Origin of the sequence: Paenibacillus sp. GYB003, assembly GCF_036577625.1 — a bacterium.
Taxonomy (GTDB): Bacteria; Bacillota; Bacilli; order Paenibacillales; family NBRC-103111; genus Paenibacillus_AB.
In genome coordinates this window covers 47,085-66,969 of sequence record NZ_JARBDC010000013.1, presented here as the reverse complement: position 1 = coordinate 66,969, position 19,885 = coordinate 47,085, and the positions used below count along the sequence as shown (strand labels likewise).

Annotated in this window: 21 protein-coding genes; 11 read left to right on the top strand and 10 right to left on the bottom strand. The window is 60.4% G+C overall.

The window, feature by feature from the left end; translation table 11 throughout:
- Positions 1–129: 129 nt before the first annotated feature.
- Positions 130–933 (top strand): YheC/YheD family protein, encoded by an 804-nt coding sequence (locus PV407_RS07830; protein WP_332089352.1) that lies wholly within the window; start codon positions 130–132, stop codon positions 931–933.
- Positions 934–1,187: 254 nt separating this feature from the next.
- On the opposite strand, the gene PV407_RS07825 is transcribed toward PV407_RS07830, so the two are convergent.
- On the bottom strand, positions 1,188–2,249 hold the full coding sequence (locus tag PV407_RS07825; RefSeq protein WP_332089351.1) for a YheC/YheD family endospore coat-associated protein: 1,062 nt from the start codon (positions 2,247–2,249) through the stop codon (positions 1,188–1,190).
- A 168-nt stretch (positions 2,250–2,417) separates the two neighbouring features.
- On the opposite strand from PV407_RS07825, the gene PV407_RS07820 reads away from it, so the two are divergent.
- The gene (locus PV407_RS07820) at positions 2,418–2,972 is read left to right on the top strand and encodes a superoxide dismutase family protein (protein ID WP_332089350.1); all 555 of its coding nucleotides are present in this window, start codon (positions 2,418–2,420) and stop codon (positions 2,970–2,972) included.
- 337 nt (positions 2,973–3,309) lie between these two features.
- Positions 3,310–4,341 carry a LacI family DNA-binding transcriptional regulator gene (locus PV407_RS07815; RefSeq protein ID WP_332089349.1) on the top strand — a complete coding sequence of 344 codons (1,032 nt, stop codon included), beginning with the start codon at positions 3,310–3,312 and terminating at the stop codon, positions 4,339–4,341.
- 681 nt (positions 4,342–5,022) lie between these two features.
- Here PV407_RS07815 and PV407_RS07810 read toward each other — a convergent pair.
- Positions 5,023–5,331 carry a substrate-binding domain-containing protein gene (locus PV407_RS07810; protein WP_332089348.1) on the bottom strand — a complete coding sequence of 103 codons (309 nt, stop codon included), beginning with the start codon at positions 5,329–5,331 and terminating at the stop codon, positions 5,023–5,025.
- Positions 5,332–5,380: 49 nt separating this feature from the next.
- Between PV407_RS07810 and PV407_RS07805 the strand changes: the two genes are divergently transcribed.
- From PV407_RS07805 to PV407_RS07775, 7 genes are all read left to right on the top strand, one after another.
- Positions 5,381–5,830, top strand: coding sequence for a carbohydrate ABC transporter permease (locus PV407_RS07805; RefSeq protein WP_332089439.1), 450 nt, complete (start codon positions 5,381–5,383; stop codon positions 5,828–5,830).
- 466 nt (positions 5,831–6,296) lie between these two features.
- Positions 6,297–7,523 (top strand): Gfo/Idh/MocA family protein, encoded by a 1,227-nt coding sequence (locus PV407_RS07800; RefSeq protein ID WP_332089347.1) that lies wholly within the window; start codon positions 6,297–6,299, stop codon positions 7,521–7,523.
- A 29-nt stretch (positions 7,524–7,552) separates the two neighbouring features.
- On the top strand, positions 7,553–8,302 hold the full coding sequence (locus PV407_RS07795) for a glucosamine-6-phosphate deaminase (protein ID WP_332089346.1): 750 nt from the start codon (positions 7,553–7,555) through the stop codon (positions 8,300–8,302).
- Positions 8,303–8,460: 158 nt separating this feature from the next.
- A complete protein-coding gene (locus PV407_RS07790; RefSeq protein ID WP_332089345.1) occupies positions 8,461–9,123 on the top strand; it encodes an SGNH/GDSL hydrolase family protein in 663 nt (220 codons plus the stop codon).
- A 106-nt stretch (positions 9,124–9,229) separates the two neighbouring features.
- Positions 9,230–9,757, top strand: coding sequence for a hypothetical protein (locus PV407_RS07785; protein WP_332089344.1), 528 nt, complete (start codon positions 9,230–9,232; stop codon positions 9,755–9,757).
- Between the two features lie 44 nt (positions 9,758–9,801).
- Positions 9,802–10,194: a hypothetical protein gene (locus PV407_RS07780; RefSeq protein ID WP_332089343.1), complete on the top strand. Its 393-nt coding sequence runs from the start codon at positions 9,802–9,804 to the stop codon at positions 10,192–10,194.
- Between the two features lie 16 nt (positions 10,195–10,210).
- The gene (locus tag PV407_RS07775) at positions 10,211–10,603 is read left to right on the top strand and encodes a glyoxalase superfamily protein (RefSeq protein WP_332089342.1); all 393 of its coding nucleotides are present in this window, start codon (positions 10,211–10,213) and stop codon (positions 10,601–10,603) included.
- A 130-nt stretch (positions 10,604–10,733) separates the two neighbouring features.
- Here the strand turns inward: PV407_RS07775 and PV407_RS07770 are convergent, their stop codons facing one another.
- Both PV407_RS07770 and PV407_RS07765 read right to left on the bottom strand, forming a co-directional pair.
- Positions 10,734–11,561 (bottom strand): prohibitin family protein, encoded by an 828-nt coding sequence (locus PV407_RS07770; RefSeq protein ID WP_332089341.1) that lies wholly within the window; start codon positions 11,559–11,561, stop codon positions 10,734–10,736.
- A 44-nt stretch (positions 11,562–11,605) separates the two neighbouring features.
- A complete protein-coding gene (locus tag PV407_RS07765; RefSeq protein ID WP_332089340.1) occupies positions 11,606–11,800 on the bottom strand; it encodes a hypothetical protein in 195 nt (64 codons plus the stop codon).
- A gap of 67 nt (positions 11,801–11,867) precedes the next feature.
- Here PV407_RS07765 and PV407_RS07760 point away from each other — a divergent pair, with 67 nt between their 5' ends.
- Positions 11,868–12,554: a class I SAM-dependent methyltransferase gene (locus PV407_RS07760; protein WP_332089339.1), complete on the top strand. Its 687-nt coding sequence runs from the start codon at positions 11,868–11,870 to the stop codon at positions 12,552–12,554.
- Positions 12,555–12,572: 18 nt separating this feature from the next.
- On the opposite strand, the gene PV407_RS07755 is transcribed toward PV407_RS07760, so the two are convergent.
- The 6 genes from PV407_RS07755 to PV407_RS07730 all read right to left on the bottom strand — a co-directional run bounded on the left by PV407_RS07755 (position 12,573) and on the right by PV407_RS07730 (position 19,794).
- On the bottom strand, positions 12,573–13,724 hold the full coding sequence (locus PV407_RS07755; protein ID WP_332089338.1) for a Ger(x)C family spore germination protein: 1,152 nt from the start codon (positions 13,722–13,724) through the stop codon (positions 12,573–12,575).
- Positions 13,717–14,934: a GerAB/ArcD/ProY family transporter gene (locus tag PV407_RS07750; protein WP_332089337.1), complete on the bottom strand. Its 1,218-nt coding sequence runs from the start codon at positions 14,932–14,934 to the stop codon at positions 13,717–13,719. The genes PV407_RS07755 and PV407_RS07750 overlap by 8 nt, the downstream gene beginning before the upstream one ends.
- Positions 14,861–16,552 (bottom strand): spore germination protein, encoded by a 1,692-nt coding sequence (locus tag PV407_RS07745; protein WP_332089335.1) that lies wholly within the window; start codon positions 16,550–16,552, stop codon positions 14,861–14,863. Before PV407_RS07745 ends, PV407_RS07750 begins: the two co-directional genes overlap by 74 nt.
- A 123-nt stretch (positions 16,553–16,675) precedes the next feature.
- Positions 16,676–18,883, bottom strand: coding sequence for a GDYXXLXY domain-containing protein (locus PV407_RS07740; protein ID WP_332089334.1), 2,208 nt, complete (start codon positions 18,881–18,883; stop codon positions 16,676–16,678).
- Positions 18,884–19,082: 199 nt separating this feature from the next.
- Positions 19,083–19,406 carry a thioredoxin family protein gene (locus PV407_RS07735; protein ID WP_332089333.1) on the bottom strand — a complete coding sequence of 108 codons (324 nt, stop codon included), beginning with the start codon at positions 19,404–19,406 and terminating at the stop codon, positions 19,083–19,085.
- Entirely contained in the window at positions 19,381–19,794 is a 414-nt protein-coding gene (locus PV407_RS07730) for a MerR family transcriptional regulator (protein ID WP_332089332.1), read from the bottom strand. The genes PV407_RS07735 and PV407_RS07730 overlap by 26 nt, the downstream gene beginning before the upstream one ends.
- Positions 19,795–19,885 lie beyond the last annotated feature (91 nt).

Here is a 19,885-nt window from a genome sequence, read left to right as displayed (position 1 = left end):
ACCGGCTATGCCGTGTCGCCCGCGTTCGGCCCGCGGCAACGTCCGGCACACCGTTCGATCATCGCTTGCGGCAACGCCGGCCGATATCGAAACGGGATGGCCGCAGAAACGTTTTCGAGGAGGGACATAATGGAACAAACGTTGCAAGAGGAGGGAATGGAAGCGAAGATCGCGTCGGCCGAGCCGGAAACGGAAACGGCCGCCGCCCCGCAGCCCGCCGCGGAGGAGCCCGCTCCCGCCCCGGCGTCGGACGACGGCCGGCAGACGGCGACGATCTCGCGCCAGGTCGCCAGCAAATGGGTGAAAACGTCCGTCCTGCAGCAGGACGGACGAGTGGCGCGCTACATTCCCGAAACCCACTTGTTTTCCCCGGCTCATTTGTCGTCCATGCTGGCCCGGTATGGGAAAGTGGTCATGAAGCCGGTCGTCGGAACGGGCGGCAACGGCGTCATTATGATCATCAAGTCGGGGTCTTCCTATACGATTCGGCATCGGCGCAAAATAAGGCGGTTTCGCAGCTTCGCCGCCATGCTTGCCGCGGTAAGGGCGATCCGCCGCAAACGCTCGTATTTGGTGCAGCGCGGCATTACGCTCGCGACGATCGGCGGTCGGCCGATCGACTACCGGGTCAAAATGGTGAAGGATCGGGGCGTCTGGGTGACGCGGTCGATGGTAGGAAGACTGGCGAATCGGGGGATGTTCGTGACGAACCTGTGCCGCGGGGGGACGATGCTGTCCTCCTCGCAAGGCATCCGGCGCTCGTTGTCCGGCAAGCTCGTCCGCCGCAAAAAAAACGAGATGCGCGAAGTGACGCGGCATTGCATACACATTTTGGAGAGGCACTTTCCGGGAATCGGCCAGCTCGGCTTCGACTACGGCTTCGACCGGTCGGGAAAAATGTGGATGTTCGAAGTGAATACGAAACCGCACTGATTGAACGTTCATCCGCATACGGAAGCAAATACAGCGACAAGCGCGAAAAAGGGCGCCGCCTCGACAGCGGCGCCCTTTTTCGAACGAATCGGAATGTCAAGCTCGCCAAAGCATTCAAGCGAACAGCGAAATTCCAGACCAAAGAGCTTCCTCCAAGTCGCGGTCTACGGGCTCCGTTCGCTCGCGCACCTTCGCCCCGGGGGGCTTGTCCCGCGAGCCGGATCGCCGCTTGCCCTTCAGGAGAGCGGCGGCGGCTACCGTTTATCGGACTGGGCGGCCAGATGGCGGGCGAACTGAAAATGGAGGTGAAAGCACCGTTTGGCGGCCTCGTCCCCGTATACTTTGCGAATGACCGATTTGCCGGGCTTGATGTTCGCTTCGAGCAGCCACAGCGCCCCCGTGCGGTCGACGGCGAAATCGAGGCCGAACTCGGCGAACCGTTTGCCGTAGTCGGCTTCGAGATGGGCGGGAATATGTTCGGACAAGCCGTATATTTGCTTCATCAGCTCCTCGACTTTGTCCGGCTCGAACAAGCGCTCCAAATACGATTTCGTCTCATAGGCGTGCCCGCCGCCCGATATGTTCGACGTAATGCTGTTGCGCGGGCCTTCCCGAACGGCCGTGCCGGTCGTCACCCAACGGCCATGACCGTCCTTCTGGACGAGCGAGCGGATGTCGAACACGTTGCCGTCCGGATTGCGGATATCGATCCACCGCTGCAGCAAATAGGCGCCTTTGCCCGTCGCCTGCCGCAGCTTCGCCCGCACGGCCGGCTCGCCGCCCGATACGACGCCTTTGCCGTTCCGGTGCAGCGTCCAGCGGTCGCCGGCGCAGCCGAGCTTGACGATGCCTTTGCCGCCTTTGCCGTTGATCGGCTTGATCATGATCGTGCCGTGCTCGCGCGCGAAGGCGAAGGCGTCGTCCGTCGACACCATCGGCTTCGTCGGAAGCAGATGCGGCCCGAGCTCGGCGGAAGCGAGCAAATGCTGCTGAATCGTCCATTTGTTGCCGGAAGCGAAGCCGGTGAAGCGGATCGGCGTCGCGTGCTTGACGCGGATCGATTGCCGCACCGTTTCGGGTTTCGTATAGTAGCCGATATCGATGGCGACGCGGGGATATTCGCGCGACGCTTTGCTCCATCGCGTACCGGGCGTATACACATAACCGTCGATCCGCCTTCCTTTCAGCCGGACGCCTGACGGCATGAACAGCAGAACGCCGGCGAAGCCTGCGGAAACGGCCGCTTGCGCGTGCCGCATAAAACGTCTCGGGCTGCCGATGCGGTTCGTCATGATGCCTAGCAAGTTCGAAGTCATAGCTGATCACCCGATTTGTCGTTATCTTCCATATCCTAAGCATATGCCGCTTCATCGGCTTGGTGCGGCGGCGGACGCGAAACGGGCAGCGGCTGTTTAAGCGGCGGCCGAAACGTAAACAATGAGGTAATGCAGGACCAACCTAAGCAAATGATGGAGGAAACGAGCATGAATCGGAAACAAGGCGGCTTACTGTCGCTCGGTCTGCTGCTGCTCGCCGCCGCCGGCTGCGAATCGAAGCCGGTGGCCGGCCAAGCGGCGGCGGACGCGGCGGGCTCCGTCGTCCGGACGACGATCGTAAATACGGAAGGCAAACCGGTCGGGGGGGCGACGTTTACGCAGGAGCCCGGCGGCGTGCGCGTCAAGCTGGAAGTGAAGGGGATCCCGCAGGGCGTGCACGGATTTCACTTTCACGAAATAGGCAAATGCGAAGGGCCGGACTTCAAGAGCGCCGGCGAGCATTTCAATCCGCACGCCAAAAAGCACGGCTTGCTGAGCATGGAAGGCCCGCATGCCGGCGATATGCCGAATCTCGTGACGGGAGCGGACGGAACGGCCCAAGTCGAATGGCTGGAGACGAAGGTGACGCTGGCGAAAGGGAAGCCGGATTCGCTGCTGAAGGAAGGCGGCACCGCCCTCGTCATTCACGAGAAAGCGGATGACGGAATGACGGACCCCGCCGGAAACGCCGGTGCGCGCATCGCCTGCGGTCCGATTCGCTGACGGATTGCGCCGAAGCGCCAGGACGAAGATATACGATTGCCGATGTTCGGCAGCGACGAAAAGCCGCTCTTTGGCCTATAGGCGAGAGCGGCTTTCGGTTTCTGTTCGCGATGGGGGAGCCGCGGCGGAATCGCTGAACGAGTCCGCGGAAGCTTGGCGCATCGTACAGGCGGGCTGATCCGTCGGGCTCGAGCCGTTGGCGGCATGACGGGGGGAGCTCTAAAATCGGGGGAGGATCGCATAGCGGCGATATTGCCGCAAGGCCCCCCGACTTGACGCAAGCCGGCATAAACGGTTTAATGGTAGTAAACGATTGCTCGGGAGACTGAACGATTCCATGAAAAAGTCGTTAACGATACACGACATCGCGAAAATCGCCGACGTTTCGTCGGCTACCGTATCGCGCGTGCTCAGCAACAGCAGCTATCCGGTCAGTCCGGAGCTGCGTTCGAAAATATTGCGCATCGCCAAAGAGCACAACTACGTCCCCAACATGCTCGGCAAGCAGCTCAAAACGAAGACGAGCATGACGATCGGGGTCATCATCCCGACGATCACGAACTTGTTTTATTCGTCCATCATACTCGGCGTGGAGGAAATCGCCCGCAAAAACAATTACCAGGTGCTGCTCTGCAACTCGTTCCAGGACCCGGCGCTGGAGGACAAATACATTCAGGCGATGTTCGAGAAGCAGGTGCGCGGACTCGTCATCTCGTCGATCTCGAGCGACAAGCGGCAGCTGAAGCATTTTATCGACATGGGGCTCAACGTGGTCGCGCTCGACCAGAAAATGGACATGGACGACGTGTACGAGGTCGATTTCGACTACCGCAAGGGCGGGTATATGGCCGCCCGGCATTTGATCGGCAAAGGGCATCGCCGCATCGGCTACGTGACCGCTCCGCTCGACCGGCCGAGCCGGATTCATATCCACGAAGGGTACTTGGCGGCGATGAAGGAAGCGGGGCTCGAGCCGATCGTCCAGGTGGGCGGGGGGGAAACGTACAGCGGCACGTACGAGTTCGAGAGCGGCAAAGCGTTGACCCGCGAGCTGCTGAGCCGGGCCGGCGAGCGGCCGACGGCGATATTCGCCTGCAACGACATGACCGCCTTCGGCGTCATCAACGAATTGTCGGCGCAAGGGCTGAACGTCCCGAACGACATGTCGGTCATGGGCTTCGACGGCATCGACTTCGGCGCGATGATGACGCCGCCGCTCACGTCCGTGCTGCAGCCGACGTACGAGATGGGCCGGCTGGCGTGCAACATGCTGCTCGACTTGCTGGGCGACGCGAAAAGGCCCGAGACGGGCGTCGTCCTGCAGCCGAAGCTGCTGGAGCGCGGCTCGGTCGCCGATTTGCGGGGCTGACGCTGTGCGCGTCAAAAAAGCGTTCTTCCTTATGGAGGGAGAACGCTTTTTTGGGTGCGGCCGGGTCGACGGAGGGCGAGACCGTGTCGCAGCGGCAGGGCGGCGGTGCCGCGTCTTGCCGGAAGCGGCGATCCGGGCGCAGGTCGCTTCTCGCGCTGGCCGCTCCGAACGCGGCAGGGCGCAGGCGCGTACGTTTGCCCCTTCGCTTCGGCCCGAATCGAGTCTGTATGTCGTTATCCGGAATCGATGTCTTGGATCGACGAATCGAATATCAGTCGATCGACAAATCCCAGTTCAATCGATTAGGCGACCGGAATAAAGGCGCTAACGGACAGGACGGACGCTATTATGGCGATTTTCGGCATTTCGGATTTTTAACGGACAGGGAAGCCGCTATTTATAGAAAATGACCTTGTCAAACGGGGATTCGGAGCAAATAAGCGCCGTGGTGACCGTTACATTTTGAAAACGGCTATATTTAGCGAAATAAGCTACGTGGCGTCCGTTAGGACTCCAACATCACTCCCTCAAGCGGTCGGAGGCTGTCGCTTCAACCGCTCCTCCGCGCGGTCCGAACTTTTGCCGCGTTGTGCTCCGACCCGGATCAACAAAATGAATCCGCAACCGCGAGTCCGCGTCAGTTTCACCATCAAGAGCCGACGGCGGCGAAGGAAACCGATCTCATGTCGCTTTGCAGGCGGCCAGCGTTCCGCCCGGGAACAGCTCGTATTCGGAAATGCATTCGTACAGCGTGCCCGTCCGCTTTCGCTGGATAAGCTCGATCAGCCGGATGACCGGCAGCTCCTTCTGCGAGCCGCCGATCAGCATCGTCGTCAGCTGCGGAACGCTCAGCTTGACGAGCTCGGAATATTCGTTGCCGATCAGGTTCACGTCTCCGGGCACGTCGACGCCGAGCCGCTTCAGCCGCTGCAGCACCCCGAACTGAATGACCGTATTCGTGCAATAGGCGGCCGTAAAGCCGACATTCATTTCGTACAGCCGATTGCACAGCTCGTCGCCGTATTCGTACTATCCGCTCGTGATTCCGAGCTTTCTCGGGGGAGCGTTCGGCATTTTTTTAATGCATCAATTTATAAAAGGGCTGCCGAAGGAGCTGTACGAGGCGGCCGTCGTCGACGGGTACAGCCCGATGGGCATTTTTTGGACCATATACGTGCCGCTCTGCAAGCCGGCTTTGGCGGCGCTCGGCGTCTTCACGTTCATGGGGGCGTGGAACAATACGCTCGGTCCGCTCATTTATTTGCAGGACAAACAGCTGTATACGCTGCCGGTCGGGCCGCTTTATTTGAAAAACGACGCGGAGGTGAGCACGGCGCTGCTGATGGCGGGGGCCGTCATCGTGACCGTGCCGGCCGTGATCGTCTATTTGATCGCGCAGAAGCAGTTCGTGCAAGGGATCGCTTCCACGGAACCTGAAAGGATAACGGCGGAGCGGAAACGGCGGCCGGCGATGAGACGGGCGATTTGAAACATGGCGCCTGGCGACGAGCCGACGGACCGGGCGTCGCGGCCGATTCGGGAATGCAGCCCTTCCCCGGCTTCCCCGGTTTGTCCGGCTTGTCCTGCTTGTCCGGATCGGCCGGCCCGACGAACGGCGAATCCCGCGGCCGAATCGGATAAATAACCGTTGGCAAACGGCGAGGGGTATGTTAAACTGTTACAGTAATCGATTACTTTGCTTCGATGATGCACCGGCTTCCGTCGGCTGCGAACGCCCGGACGTTAATCGATTTCTGCGATCCGGGCGGCCGTCGGCCGCGAAGATGGAATCGAGCGGCGCGCCGCGGCGAGCGCGGGACGGAACCGGTTCCGCTGAAGGCGGGGAGAGAACGATGGACGCGGACAGCAGAACGGCCCGAAGGGCGGATACCGGCGAGCCGGTGGAGGTCGTCTTTTCTATTGCACAATAAGGTCACGGGAGAGAGTGAAGCGCAATGAAAACATACGTTATCGTAGGGGCCGGAGGTAGGGCGCTCGGCATGTTCGCCAAGCCGATCGCGGCCGAGCTGAAAGATTGCGCCAAGCTGGCCGGCGTGTTCGACGTCAACCCGGTCAGGGCGAACATCTTGAGCGAGCAGGCCGGCGGCGTCCGCGTGTTCGACGACTTCGACGCGATGATCCGCGAGACGAAGCCGGATGCGGTCATCGTCACGACGCCGGACAGCCTGCACCACGACTATATTATTCGCGCGCTGGAGGCGGGCTGCGACGCGATATCGGAGAAGCCGATGACGACCGATGCCGAGAAGTGCCGGGCGATCATCGAGGCCGAGAAGCGGACCGGCAAAAAGGTGATCGTCACGTTCAACTGCCGGTATATGCCTTACGTCGTCCGGATCAAGGAGCTGCTCAAGGAAGGGACGATCGGCGACGTCCTGCACGTCTCGCTGAACTGGTCGCTCGATACGAAGCACGGAGCCGACTATTTCCGGCGCTGGCACCGGCATATGAAAAACAGCGGCGGCCTGCTCATCCACAAGTCGACGCATCATTTCGACATGGTCAACTGGTGGCTGGACGACGAGCCGGAAACGGTGTACGCGAACGGTTCGCGGCTGTTTTACGGGGCGACCCGCGCGGAGCGCGGCAAAACGTGCTCGACCTGCTCCCATACGCAGACGTGCGAATTTTACTACGACGTTTCGGCCAACGCATTTACGAAATCGTTTTACAAGGATGCGGAAAAGCACGACGGCTATCACCGCGACCAGTGCGTGTTCGGCGACGACATCGACATTTACGACACGATGTCGCTCAGCGTCCAATACGCGAAGGGCACGCAAATGTCGTATTCGCTGAACGCCTACAGTCCGTACGAAGGCTGGAAAGCGACGTTCGTCGGCACGAAGGGGCGCATCGAGGCGGAAGAAAGCCACAGCGGCTTCAGTTTGCAGGACCCGAACAACTATATTCGCATCTTCAACGCCAGAGGCGAGCTGATCACCGTCCAAAGCCGCAAAGCTTCCGGCGGCCACGGCGGGGGCGACGAGCGTCTGCGGCGGATGATATTCGCCGGCGACGTCTCCGATCCGCTCGGCCAAATGGCCGGCTCGCGGGCCGGATCGATGTCGCTGCTGATCGGCGCGGCGGCCAACATTTCGATCGGGAGCGGCAAGCAGGTCCGGATCGACGAGCTGCTGCGGGAATCCGTGCCGAACTGACCGTTATCCATTCTTGAGGAGGAACTCGGATGAGCATCGTTATATCGGAAACGCCCGAGCTGCTCGGCGAAGCGGCGGCGCGCCATGCGGGCGACGTCGTGCGCGGGGCGATCGCGGCGAAAGGAAAGGCGCGCATCGTGCTGTCCACGGGCGCATCGCAATTTCAATTCATTCAATCGTTCGTGAACGAACAGCTCGACTGGAGCAAAGTCGAAATGTTCCACCTGGACGAATACGTCGGCTTGCCGGAAAGCCATATCGCCAGCTTCCGCAAATATTTGAAGGAACGGTTCGTCGACCTGGTGCCGCTCGGCCGCGCCCATTTCGTTAACGGCGAAGGCGACGTGAAGGCGAACATCGCGGCTCTGACCGGGGAGCTCCGCAAGGAGCCGGTCGATCTCGCCCTGATCGGTATCGGGGAAAACAGCCATATCGCCTTCAACGACCCGCCGGCCGACTTCGATACGAAGGAGGCGTACATCGTCGTCGATTTGGACGACGCGTGCAAGAGGCAGCAGGTCGGCGAAGGCTGGTTTGCGACAGTCGACGACGTGCCGAAGCAGGCGATCTCGATGACCGTCTACCAAATCATGCAGGCGAAGGCGATCATTTCGTGCGTGCCGCACAAAGTCAAGGCGAACGCGATCAAGATGACGCTGGTAAGCGAGCTGACGAATACGGTGCCGTCGACGATGCTGAAGACGCACGCCGACTGGACGCTTTATTTGGACCGCGAGTCGGCTTCGCTGCTCGACTCCGCGACCGTATCGAACGTTTGACCAATCGAATGCAAAGCCGCGCAACCCCCGCAATCGGACGCCGAATGCGGGGGTTGTTTTTTCGGTCATGCGATTCCGGCGATTGACGGTGCGCGGGCCAAAGCGTATGATGCGGATAAGCAGGTAACGAAACAACGGGCAAAGGATGAGAATCGACGATGAAGGTTGCCGCATTCGGAGACAGCATTACCGCAGGACAATATTTGGGCGAAAGCGATACGTATTTGCACAAGCTGGCGGCCCGGTTCGGGTTCGAAACGGTAAACGCCGGCGTTCCCGGCAATACGACCGGACAAGGGCTGGCGAGGTTCGAGCGCGACGTCGTCGCGCATCGGCCGGACATTTGCATCGTGGCGTTCGGCATGAACGACCACGTAAATACGGCGCCGGACAAGGCGAGGACGCCGATCGACGACTTCCGCGGCAACTTGGCCGAGATCGTCCGGCGGCTTCGCGCCGAAAGGATCGCGCCGCTGCTGTGCACGATCAACCCGATCATCGAAGGCGACGCCGGGCAGTATTATTACAGCCGCCACCCGCGGGAATGGTATCGCCGTCCGGACGGAGCGCAGGCGTGGATCGACGCGTACAGCGAAGCCGTTCGCGGCGTCGCCCGGTCGCTCGAAGTGCCCCTCGCGGACATTGCGCTTCGTTGGCAGCGTCATATCGACGAAGGCGGACGTTTGCACGACCTGCTGCGGACGGTCGAGAACAGCGGCGCGGCCGACGGGGTTCACCCGACCGCGGCAGGGCAGGAGCTGTTCGCCGAATGTATCGGCGACGCGCTCGCCGCCCATTTCCCGGTTCGGGAAGCGCGCTAAAGCGACGTCGTCGCGAAGCCGCCGAACCTTTGGGCCGCGCCGATCGTCCAATTCGTTAAAAGCTCCTTTGGCAACAAATGGAGAGAAAGGCGGGACGATCGGCACCATGGATCGGATCAGGCTAAAGTATCCGTTTTGGACCGTGACCGGGCAAGTCGTCATCGGGTTTCCGTTTTTTTATGTCGTCGCTTTTTTCGCGGCGGCCTCTTCGTACGGGCCCCTTTTTCAAATGCCGGCCGACCAATCGCGCTCCTTCTCGCATTTGTATTACGGCGCGATCGTCAGTCTGCTGCCGTACCTGGCTTTGGGCTTCCTTCTCGGGGCATTGGTTCAGGCGTACGGGGGACGGGCGAAAACGTTTTGGTTGACCGTACACGTCGTCGTGCTGGCTTTTGCGCTTGAAAAGGGCGCGGGGCTCTATTTGGCGAGCCTGATCGCCGATAGCGGATTTCCCGCTTCGTTTTACGGGAGAGGTTATCCGTCAAGCGGGATGAGATTGCTCTGCGAGGAGCTTCCGTATTATTGTCCGCCTTACGCCAACCTGTACGGAATCGGCGGTACGGTCGTTGGCGCGGCATCGTTCGCGGCGGGGGCGTATGCGGGGAAACGGCTGTCGGCAAGGTCGGCGGCTTGAAGCGCTTCGCGCGAAGGACCGATTATGGCAGAGGAGGGTCGCGGATGGCCACGATCGTCATGCACAAAAAGAGCGGGAAGAACGATGTGCTGATCGGTACCGGATACGGCGCCTACAAGTCGCAATTGCCCGGCTTGGTCGGAGGCGCGCTGTTTCCGCGGGAGGACGCGGGGGAAATACCGGCAGCGGCCGTCAGCGACCGCGAAGGAAACATCCTGTGGCTGTTGACGGAGGAGCTTGTCGTTACGGAAGTGGACGGGAAGCCGATCGGCTCCTATTTCGGGCCGGCATCCGCGGACGATCGGATTTCCGAACCGGATGCGTCGGAGGCGGCGGAGCTATGCCCCGGCTGCGGTCACCGGGTCGCGGCCGATACGAAGGAATGCCCGTCTTGCGGACTCGCGCTCATCGTCGAAGAAGTCCGCGACGATTCGTAAAAGGAGGGGGAACAAAATGACGACCCGACAGGACGATATTCGGATGCGCCGGACGGTTCCGATTTTGCGCATGTTCGACGCGGAGCTGACGAAGCAGTTTTATATCGGCTTCCTCGGCTTTCGGCTCGATTGGGAGCACCGGTTCGAGGACGGGCTGCCGCTTTACATGCAGCTGTCGTTCGGCGGCTGTACGCTGCACTTGTCCGAGCATTTCGGGGACGCCACGCCCGGCGCGGCCGTTCGCGTGGAAATATCCGGCATCGCCGCTTATCATGCCAAGCTGCTCGGGCAGTCGTACAAGTATGCGCGACCGGGCTTGGAGAAGACGCCGTGGAATACGACGGAGCTGTCCGTTCAGGACCCGGCGGGCAACCGGATTCATTTTTACGAGACGGACGAAGAACGGTAACCGGCTCGAGGACGTCCGCCGTCCGTAGGTAGGCCAGTCAACGTCCGCCTGCCCGAACGATAAAATCCGCATCGCTGCCGATGCGGATTTTCCGGTTTTCCACTATGCGCCGAAGGCGTTCAAACGATCGTTACGGCTGCACGTTGATAAACGGCGTGGCGCCGCCCGTTACGTTCGGCAGCTTGCCGTCCCACTTCTCGATCGCCTTCAGCTGCGCTTCGATCTGCCGCAGCGAGATGAGCTCCTGCGTCACTTCCTGCTTCTGCAGCCGGAGCGCCTCCGCTTGCGCCTGCGCCCGCGTAATTTCCTGCTCCTTCTCGATTTTGATCCGTTCCAGATCGAGCTTCGACTTGAGCGCCTGCTGCTCGGCGATTTGCTTCTGTTCGATGGCGCGGTCGAACTCCTCGGAAAATTTGAACTCGGTAATGTTGATGTCGTCGAGAATCATGTTGTACATGCCGAGCTTCGCCGCCAGCACTTCCTTCACCTTCGCGCTCACCTCCGAGCGCTTCGAGATCAGGTCTTCCGCCGTATATTGGGCGGTGACCGCCTTGAGCGACTCGCCGATCGCCGGGTCGACGATGCGGCTTCTGTACTCCATGCCGACATTTTGATACAAATTGTTGATCGTCGTTCCGTCCAAATGGTAGTTGACGGCAAGCGTCGTCGTGACCGTCTGCAGGTCGCGGCTGGCCGACACTTGATTCGATTCGGCTTTTTGCACGCGCACCTCGATCGGTACGACGGTTTGAATGAACGGCAGCTTGAAGTGCAGCCCTTCCTCGAGCACCTTCGGCTGTACCGCCCCCAGCTGGAGAATGACGCCGCGATGGCCGGCCTGCACGATCGTGAACGATTGGAAGGCGAGCAGTGCGACGACGATGACGACGACGAGACCGGTTACCCCTTTGGATATCAGCTTCGGATTCGGCGGACGTACGACTTTCGGTTCGGTCATGGGTCACGTTCCTTTCTGTACGATCTGTTCGGGTATGACACGTCTTACAGTACGGGATAAACGGGAAAAAGTTTCAATACGGGGCGAATCGGCGCCCAAACGGCAGAAATCCCGGACCATAAGTCCGGGATTGCCCGATTTCGACCGATTTGTTCGAAAAATTCGCCGATTCGGCCTGCAAAAGGCGCTCGGTTGAGCTCGCCGTCGTTATAGCCGGCAGCTATAGAGGCGATAGCCATCGCATATTTCCCCTATGTCATCCGAACCGATATACTGGCGAAAACGAAGTCAACCGGAGGGATCGCGATGACCGACGAACGCATCATTCAACAATTCGACGCCGCGGCTGCGGACTACGATTCGCAGCGGAGGAAGCTGATTCCATGCTTCGACGACTTTTACGGCATGGCCGTCTCCTGGGCGAGCGCGGCGACGGACGCTCCGCGAATAGCGGATTTGGGGGCGGGAACGGGACTGTTTGCCGGCATGGTCAAACGGAAATACCCCGACGCCCGCATAACGCTAATCGACGTCAGCGACAACATGATCGCGGAAGCGCGCGCCCGGTTCGGCGACGACCCGCTGGTCGATTGCATCGTCGCCGATTACACGAAGCACGAATTCGCCGGTCCGTACGATATCGTCCTTTCGTCGCTGTCGATTCATCATTTGACGCACCGCGACAAAAGAGAGTTGTTTCATGCCGTGCATCGCATGCTGACCGACGGAGGCGTCTTCGTCAACGCCGATCAGGCGGCCGGCGCAAGTCCGTTTTTCGACCGAAAATATGGGGACGACTGGCGGCGAGCCGTTCGCGCAAGCGGGCTGACGGCCGAAGCGGTCGAAGCGGCCGTCGAGCGGAGGAAGCTGGACCGGAACGCGACCGTAAACGATCAGCTTACCTGGCTCAGAGAGGCCGGCTTCGCCGAAACGGACTGCGTCTACAAGTACAACGAATTCGCGGTGTTTTACGCTCGCAAAGGATGTCTGTAGGCGTCCGCTTGCACGGCGTCAGCGCAATTCCATGCCGGTATTGCGCAGCCGGACCTCGTAATTGATCCGAATGTCCGTTTCGGGAAACTGCTTTTTCCAGTCCATCCGTTTCCATTCCGCCGGATGATGCGCCTTAATGTAGGAGCCGATGCCGAGGGTGTCCGTTTTGTATTCCCGCTGCAGCTTGCGGACCAGATTCGCCGTGTTCTCCTCCAAGTAGCGAACGGCGTCCCGCTCCAGCTGGCTGATCGTTTCCGGGTTCATCAAATCGGCGTCGAACGTTTTTTCCAGCAAATTGCTTTCGAGCCGGACCATAATCCGGACGACCGGCTTTCCGTCCCGGAACGTGATGCTTTTGCCGGAGCTGACGAGCTCGGTATTGATCGTCGCCAAATGGTCGGAATTGCCCTTGAACGGGAATACGATGTTTCCTCCGTCTTTTTTTTCCCGTACGCGCATGACCCGCCAAGTGTCCCGTTCGTCCAGCTTGCCGATCATCCGGTCGTCCAAAAACAAAGCGACTCCGCTCCACTTGATATCGTCCTTGTTCACCTGGACGTAGTTCAAGTAAGGCTCCCGCGAGCCTGTCGACAGGTCGATATAAAAGTCGCCGAGATTGACGTCCGGAATGCTGCCTTTCCGGGCTCCGTTTTCGATCAGCGTCATAATGAACACGGTCGGAATTTGCTCCAGCGTGGGAGTCGCTTCCAGCAGCTGACGGCCTTCGCCCTGGACGACGATCGGCCACAGCAAACGGCGAATTTGCGGATCGCGGCGGAACGGGTCGAGAATTTGGCTTACGCCGGATTTCGCGACGTCTTCTCCTATTGCGATAATGCGCGTATGTCCGTAAAACAGCTCCTGGTTGAGCCGTTTTTGCAAGTTTTGAAACGCGTCGACGACGGTCCATCCGGTAGCGGACATCGTCTTCACCGATTTTCCGCCGCCCCCGCCGCCGCCGCTGCCGAGACCCGAGCCGGCGATCCGGATCGGAATCGGAATTTGCACCGTCAGCAAAATCATGCCGGGGTGCTCGGCGGATTTGTCGATCGCGACGGCGACGACCGACGTTCGCTCCTCGATTTCTCTTCGGTCCCAGCAGCCCGCCGAGACAAGCGCCGCGGCGCACAGCAGGGCGACCAGGCGTATCGCCCGCAACGGTTTATTCATGAGGCCGATTCGCTTCCTTTCGGCTTCCGCCGGAATTCCCGCGCTGCTTGCGGAGCAGGGAGATCAGCAGCAGCAGGGCGGGCACGACGAAAGCGAGAATGATGCCGATCTGGCCGGACCATTTCTGGAATTCAAACAGCTTTTGGATGTTCGGAGGGATCAGCGAAAGCCAGTAAATGATCGGGAGCAGGCAGACGGCGATCCACCGGTGCGTCCGCAGCTTGAACGCCTGCCGGGCGACGATGGCCGTGGCGAAATACATGTTGCCGACGCTCGTAAATACGGCCGCGACCCATACGCCGAGAAAAGCCGACTCGAGTCTTTCCAGTATAAGCCCGGGCACTTCCGTCGTTTTGACGAGCTCGAGCGTAGGCCAGGCGAGCAGCTGCATTTCTTCGACGCCGAAGACGGATATGCCGGATACGACGATCAGGACGTAGATGAAGCTCGGAATCGCGATGCCGACCAGGCTCCCGGACATCCGCTTGTCGCTCAGCTCGGCTTTGGCGAAAAAGATGGCCATCATCTCGAACCCCAAATATGACGTGGACGTCGTATACATGCTTTTGAGCAGGCCGCCCCAATTGCCGTCGAAAACCGGCAGGAAATTGTCCAGTCTGGCGCTCTGCAGCGAAGACAGCGCGATGACCAGAACGGGAATGACGATGATGGGCAGCAATATTTCGTTGACGCGGGCGAGCACCTCCTCGTCGTACATGACGAACACGAAGGCGGTAATGAGCATCGACGAGATGATGACCTCCAGCGGCGTCTTCGTCAGTACGGTCGTAATGACGACTTCGCCGAACGTGCGCGCGACGAGCGCGGTCGACGTCCCCCAAAACAGAAATAACGCCAAAAAGATCGGAAAGCTGAGCAGCCGGCCGATCAGCGGACGGTTGGCGGGACCGAACACGCTCGCCGCGTATTCGACGATCGATTGGCCGGGATACCGGTTGGACAGCTTGACGATGATCGCCATGCCGACCATCGAAATCAGCCCGCCGCCGAGAGCGGCGAGCCAGGCGCTTTCTCCGGCCGCGTTCGCCGACTCCCGGGGGAGCGTGAGAACGCCTACGCCGATCAGCGTGCTGGCGATAATCGCGCTGGACTGCCGGTTGCTGATGAGAAACGTCTTACCGATCCCCGCCTTCGCCTTGCCGGCCTGCCGGTTGTTCTGCGCGTGCGTTCGATTGCTGTTGTCCGCCATGCTGTTGTCCGCCCTCCTCGTTTCCGGACGCGGGGCTGATGCGCCGCTTGTCCACCGTTTTCAAAAAAGTCGGCCGCTTTTTCATCCAGTGCAGCGGAGCGCGGACGAAGGCGTCCTTCAAATCGCCGAACCGGGACGGGGTCAATGGAGACAAATACGGCACCCCGAACGATTTCAGCGAGCACAAATGGATGATGATCAAAATGAGCAGCAGCATGATGCCGTACAGCCCGAACATCGCCGCCGCCACCATCATCGGAAAACGCAGCATGCGCAAGGCGATCGCGGCGCTGTAGCTCGGCGCGGCGAACGAGCCGATCGTCGTCAGGGCGACGATAATGACCATGATCGGGCTGACGATGCCGGCTTGCACGGCGGCTTGTCCGACGACGAGCGCCCCGACGATGCCGATCGTCGGACCGATCGGTCCGGGCAGCCGTACGCTCGCCTCGCGCAATATTTCCATCGTCACTTCCATCAGAAACGCTTCGACGATCGAAGGAAACGGAACCGTCGATCGTCCCGCCGCCATGGCGATGACGAGCCGGGACGGGATCATCTCCGGATGGAACGAGCTGAAGGCGATATAAAGCGACGGCAGCAGCAGCGCCATGACCATGCTGATGACGCGGATAAGCCGGATGAGCGTGCCGATCAAAAAGCGCTCGTAATAGTCTTCCGGACTATGGTAAAACTGCGAGAAGACGGCCGGGGCGATCAGCGCAAACGGCGTCCCGTCGCACAGAATGACCACTTTGCCCTCCAGCAGATTGGCGGTCGCCTTGTCGGGCCGTTCCGTATTTTGGATCAGCGGAAACGGCGTCCAATGGCTGTCCTCGATCAGCTGCTCCAAATAGCCGCTTTCCAGCGCCGCGTCGATTTCGATGGCCCGAAGCCGGGACGTCACCTCGTCGACGATTTGCGGATGAGCCACCCCTTCCACATAAGCGACGGCGATGTCGGTGTTCGTCCGCATCCCGACCGTCATATGGCGAATGCGCAGGTTCGGATCTTTCAGCCGTCGGCGAATTTGCGCCGTATTGATACAGAGCGTTTCGGTAAAGCCGTCGCGCGGGCCGCGGACGACCGATTCGGTGCGCGGCTCGTCGATGCCGCGGCGTTCCCAGCCTTTCGTATTCAGCAAGATGGCGGTATTCACGCAGTCGAGCAGCAGCGCGGAGTCGCCGGACAAAACGGTGCGCACGAGTTCGTTCAGCCGGTCGGTGCGGCTCGTCTCGCCTACCGGAATGCCGGTTTTCTCCAGCCACTCGTTTACCGACGTTTGTCCGTCGCCCTTGACCGGCAGCCGCTCCGACGACATGAGCGGCGCGATAATATTTTCATTTTGCGTCTCTTTGTCGCTCAGCCCGTCGAAATAAACGATCGCGGCTTTCATTTCGCCTTGGGCGACCAGAAAGCGGCGAATGACCAAATCGTCGCTGTCCCCGAACGTCGAACGGATGGCGCTCAAGTTCGTTTCCAAATCGGCGGTGAGCGGAAATTGTTCCAGGGCGGATACTTCCTGCTCGAAGCGGCGGTCCAGCTCGTCCTGGACCCGCTTCGCCCGTCTTCGCAGCAAGTCGGTAAGCGTCATCGTTTTGCGGAATTTGGAGCTCATGCCGAAGTCACCTCTGCTCTCTATGTTTCCCACAACAGGTAAAATATACGTAACACGGAAAGCAAAGAAGCCGCCCCGAACGTCGGAACGGCTTTCGATGCCTGTAGGCGAGCGTTTTTCGCGTCAATCGTTTTCGCCCGTTGGAGCGGGCAAAGCCGGCAGCAGCGCGACCAAAATGGCGTTTCCGTCGCGCGCCAGCCGTATCTCGGCGTATTTTGCCGTCAGCTGCGTCTCGGTCCCCGTCCCTTCCGGCACGAAATACGTTTCGATGCCGTATTCGATCCGGCTTCCCCGCCACTTGCCGTTCATGACCGCCTCGCCCGGCGAAAGCGGCTCGTTGCCTGCGTACAGCCGCTTAAACTCCGATGCGCCGGACGGGGAACGGCCCAAGACGACCGCGATCTTCGCGCCCTCACGGAGCGCATTGAATTCCGGCAGCGATGCCGGCGGCTCGGCAATCGCGTAGCGCAGCTCCACGTAATCGCCTTGCAGCAGCGAACGCGGGTCGCGGGGCAGCAGCTCCAGATAAATCGTTTGGCCGCTGGACAGGATCGCTTCGCTTCGCCCGATTTGCGCCGACAGGACGAGCAGCTGGGCGAGCACAATCGCCGTGACGCCCAGAAGCCGAAGGCGGTTGCGGATCGGCCGTTCAAGCGGTACCGTTTCTTTTTTCGTCAACCTGCGCTCCGCGAAAAAGGTGATCAGCAGGAGGAGGCAGCCGATGATCGCGAGGCTCCATGATTTGTGCAGCAGCTTCCAGGCGGTGTCGTAATACTTCCATGCGACGAACAGCCCGGCCAGTACGGCGGCGGCTTTATACGCCCGCGCATCTCCGGTTCGATGCGCCATGAAGATGCAAACGAGCAGAACGATCGCGTATAGGCCGTCGTAAGCGTAATGGCCGGCAACGAACGTCAAGACGAAGAAAACGAGCAGAAAGGCGTAATAGCCGCATTCTTTGATCGAGCGGCTCAACCCGGCGTCGCGGACGTAACGGTGAAGCCAGGAGACGGCCGGCATGACGACGGCAAGCATCGTCAGCGTCGTCTTCGCGTCGTCCGTCAGCATGTACAGCCACGCTCCGGCGATGACCGCGCTTCCCGCGAACCAAACCGCCCTTTCCGCTAAGCTGTTGCCGCAGCCGAAGACGTAAACGGTCGCCGCCGCGTAAATGGGCAGCAGCCACGTAAAATCGGCCGCGACCGCCGTACCGACCCCGACGCAAAGCCCGACGGCCAGCAGCGTGCAGCGGATGACCGGATTCGCCCGTTTCGCCGCGGCCATCCCGATCGTCGCCAGCAAACCGATGACGGTGAGCACGTACTCGAGATGGTCGAACCCGGAAACGAGCAGGACGAAGCCGATCAGCGTCACGGTGCCGATGATCGTGCCGATGGCGATGACGGTTACGGTCAGCGCCCGGACGACCATGCCGCGAACCGCGGTTCCGCCGCTCCCGGCGTCTTCCCGCTTCGCGTCGTCGGGGGCGAGCGAACCGACGTACCGGATCCACCGCGCTCCGCCCCAAACGAACAAGGCGACGAACAGCAGGCCGGAGACAAAAAACGACTCCGTCGCTTCGAAATGAACGAGCAGCTCTACATATTTCATAACCAGAAACGCCGACACGAGCAGCCCGGTCCAGAGCAAGTACGATTGATTCGCCGCGCGGATCAGCCGCCGGACGAGAACATAGACGAGCAGGGCGAAAACGGCGTCGAACAGCCCATAAACCGATTCGAACGCGAACGAGCTCGAAAGGACGATAACCGCGCCCATCATGACCGTATACGACAAAAAGGAAACGAGCGGCGACGAATACCGCTTCGCCTCGGTCAACAGCCAGACGATACCGTTCGCGATCGCCATGGCCGACAAAATGGCGACGACGGCGATTTCCGGATAGTCGCGGACGCCGACCGTCGGGAAAAACGCAAGCCAGTACGCCAAATGCGCCAGCGCGTAAGCGAGCGTATCGAACAGCCGGGAGCGGACCGCCGCCGCGAAAGTAGCCGCCGCCAAAAACCAGAGGACGAACAGGACGTAGCTGTCCGCGTGGGAATTGTACGTTTGTCCGATGACGGCAAGTCCGACTCCGAAAGCGGCGCAGCAGGCGAACAAGCTGAGCCGGCTTACGAATTGCCGGTTCGGGCGAACGGATAAGAGGACGTACAAGCCGTACGACGCCGCGATCAGCAGCATGATCGGACCGAACTTTTGCCATCGGTCCAGAACGCCCCAGTTCGAGGCGAAAAAATAGACGAGGGCGGCCAGCAGCGAACCGCAGCCGAGAGCGTAACCCGTATCGAAGTAAGCGTTTTTCGTCTTCATAGGCTCCTCCCGCCGAACCCGAAAAGTCGCAAAGCTCGGGTTCCATACTGCCATTGTACAGCATCGGCGATGCGCACCAAGTACTAATTTTTCGTAGTACCGTCCGGCTTCGGCGATCGATCGGGCTTGGCGGCGTCAAACGAACGAAGCAGGCCGCCCGAACGGACGCCTGCTACGTTATTTTTGCTCGGAGCCTGCTTCAATCGCCCAGCCAACCGCGCACGGTGCCGATCAGCTCGTGCTGCGAGCGGAAGCCGACGGCCTTGTTCACGGGCTGGCCGCCCCGGAACAGGACGAACGTCGGCGTGCCCATAATGCCGAGCCGTCCGGCCAGGCCGGGGTGGTCGTCGACATTCATGCTGGCGACGGCCAGCCGGTCGCCGAGCTCCCGCTCGAGCTGCTCCAGCGCGGGCTTGGCGGCTCTGCACGGGGGGCAATGCGGGGTGCCGAAATCGACCAGCACCGCTTCCCGTTCCTTTACGATTTGCGTCCAATTGTCATCCGTCATCGTGATCGACGCCATTCGGCAATGCTCCCTTCGCGCGCTCCTGCGCCGCGGCGTCCCGTTCCGTCAAAATCGAGCGGACCCGCTCCTCCAAATTGGACTTGATCCGTTCGAGCAGCCGAATTTGTTCGTCGAGCTCGGCGATTTTGCTTTCGTAAACGGGCAGCACGTCGCGGCAGAACGCTTCCTTGTTTTGCAGCACGCAATGCAAAAAGCCGGATATTTGCTCGGTCGTGAAGCCGAGGTTCAAATACAATTTGATCGTCTCCACCTGCTGGGGCGCAAACGGGCTGTATTCCCGATAGCCGTTGTCGCTCCTGACGGGCGACAGCAGCTTCTGCTGTTCGTAATACCGCAGCGAGCGCAAGCTGACGCCCGTCTTGCGGGACAATTCTCCGATTTTCATTCCCGGCCCTCCGCCATCAAGCTCGATTACGCGCTGTACGATTACTATAAACCGTGACATCAATGTCAGGGTCAAGGGGAAGTTTGCTATC

Bases quoted from the DNA above. Each gene is read 5' to 3' on its own strand.
- PV407_RS07775 (WP_332089342.1), top strand. From the start codon at position 10,211: ATGACGACCCGACAGGACGATATTCGGATGCGCCGGACGGTTCCGATT.
- PV407_RS07730 (WP_332089332.1), bottom strand. From the start codon at position 19,794: ATGAAAATCGGAGAATTGTCCCGCAAGACGGGCGTCAGCTTGCGCTCG.
- PV407_RS07760 (WP_332089339.1), top strand. From the start codon at position 11,868: ATGACCGACGAACGCATCATTCAACAATTCGACGCCGCGGCTGCGGAC.
- PV407_RS07815 (WP_332089349.1), top strand. From the start codon at position 3,310: ATGAAAAAGTCGTTAACGATACACGACATCGCGAAAATCGCCGACGTT.
- PV407_RS07810 (WP_332089348.1), bottom strand. From the start codon at position 5,331: ATGAATGTCGGCTTTACGGCCGCCTATTGCACGAATACGGTCATTCAG.
- PV407_RS07780 (WP_332089343.1), top strand. From the start codon at position 9,802: ATGGCCACGATCGTCATGCACAAAAAGAGCGGGAAGAACGATGTGCTG.
- PV407_RS07800 (WP_332089347.1), top strand. From the start codon at position 6,297: ATGAAAACATACGTTATCGTAGGGGCCGGAGGTAGGGCGCTCGGCATG.
- PV407_RS07825 (WP_332089351.1), bottom strand. From the start codon at position 2,249: ATGACTTCGAACTTGCTAGGCATCATGACGAACCGCATCGGCAGCCCG.
- PV407_RS07770 (WP_332089341.1), bottom strand. From the start codon at position 11,561: ATGACCGAACCGAAAGTCGTACGTCCGCCGAATCCGAAGCTGATATCC.
- PV407_RS07745 (WP_332089335.1), bottom strand. From the start codon at position 16,552: ATGAGCTCCAAATTCCGCAAAACGATGACGCTTACCGACTTGCTGCGA.
- PV407_RS07735 (WP_332089333.1), bottom strand. From the start codon at position 19,406: ATGGCGTCGATCACGATGACGGATGACAATTGGACGCAAATCGTAAAG.
- PV407_RS07795 (WP_332089346.1), top strand. From the start codon at position 7,553: ATGAGCATCGTTATATCGGAAACGCCCGAGCTGCTCGGCGAAGCGGCG.
- PV407_RS07790 (WP_332089345.1), top strand. From the start codon at position 8,461: ATGAAGGTTGCCGCATTCGGAGACAGCATTACCGCAGGACAATATTTG.
- PV407_RS07820 (WP_332089350.1), top strand. From the start codon at position 2,418: ATGAATCGGAAACAAGGCGGCTTACTGTCGCTCGGTCTGCTGCTGCTC.
- PV407_RS07785 (WP_332089344.1), top strand. From the start codon at position 9,230: ATGGATCGGATCAGGCTAAAGTATCCGTTTTGGACCGTGACCGGGCAA.
- PV407_RS07765 (WP_332089340.1), bottom strand. From the start codon at position 11,800: ATGGCTATCGCCTCTATAGCTGCCGGCTATAACGACGGCGAGCTCAAC.
- PV407_RS07750 (WP_332089337.1), bottom strand. From the start codon at position 14,934: ATGGCGGACAACAGCAATCGAACGCACGCGCAGAACAACCGGCAGGCC.
- PV407_RS07830 (WP_332089352.1), top strand. From the start codon at position 130: ATGGAACAAACGTTGCAAGAGGAGGGAATGGAAGCGAAGATCGCGTCG.
- PV407_RS07755 (WP_332089338.1), bottom strand. From the start codon at position 13,724: ATGAATAAACCGTTGCGGGCGATACGCCTGGTCGCCCTGCTGTGCGCC.
- PV407_RS07740 (WP_332089334.1), bottom strand. From the start codon at position 18,883: ATGAAGACGAAAAACGCTTACTTCGATACGGGTTACGCTCTCGGCTGC.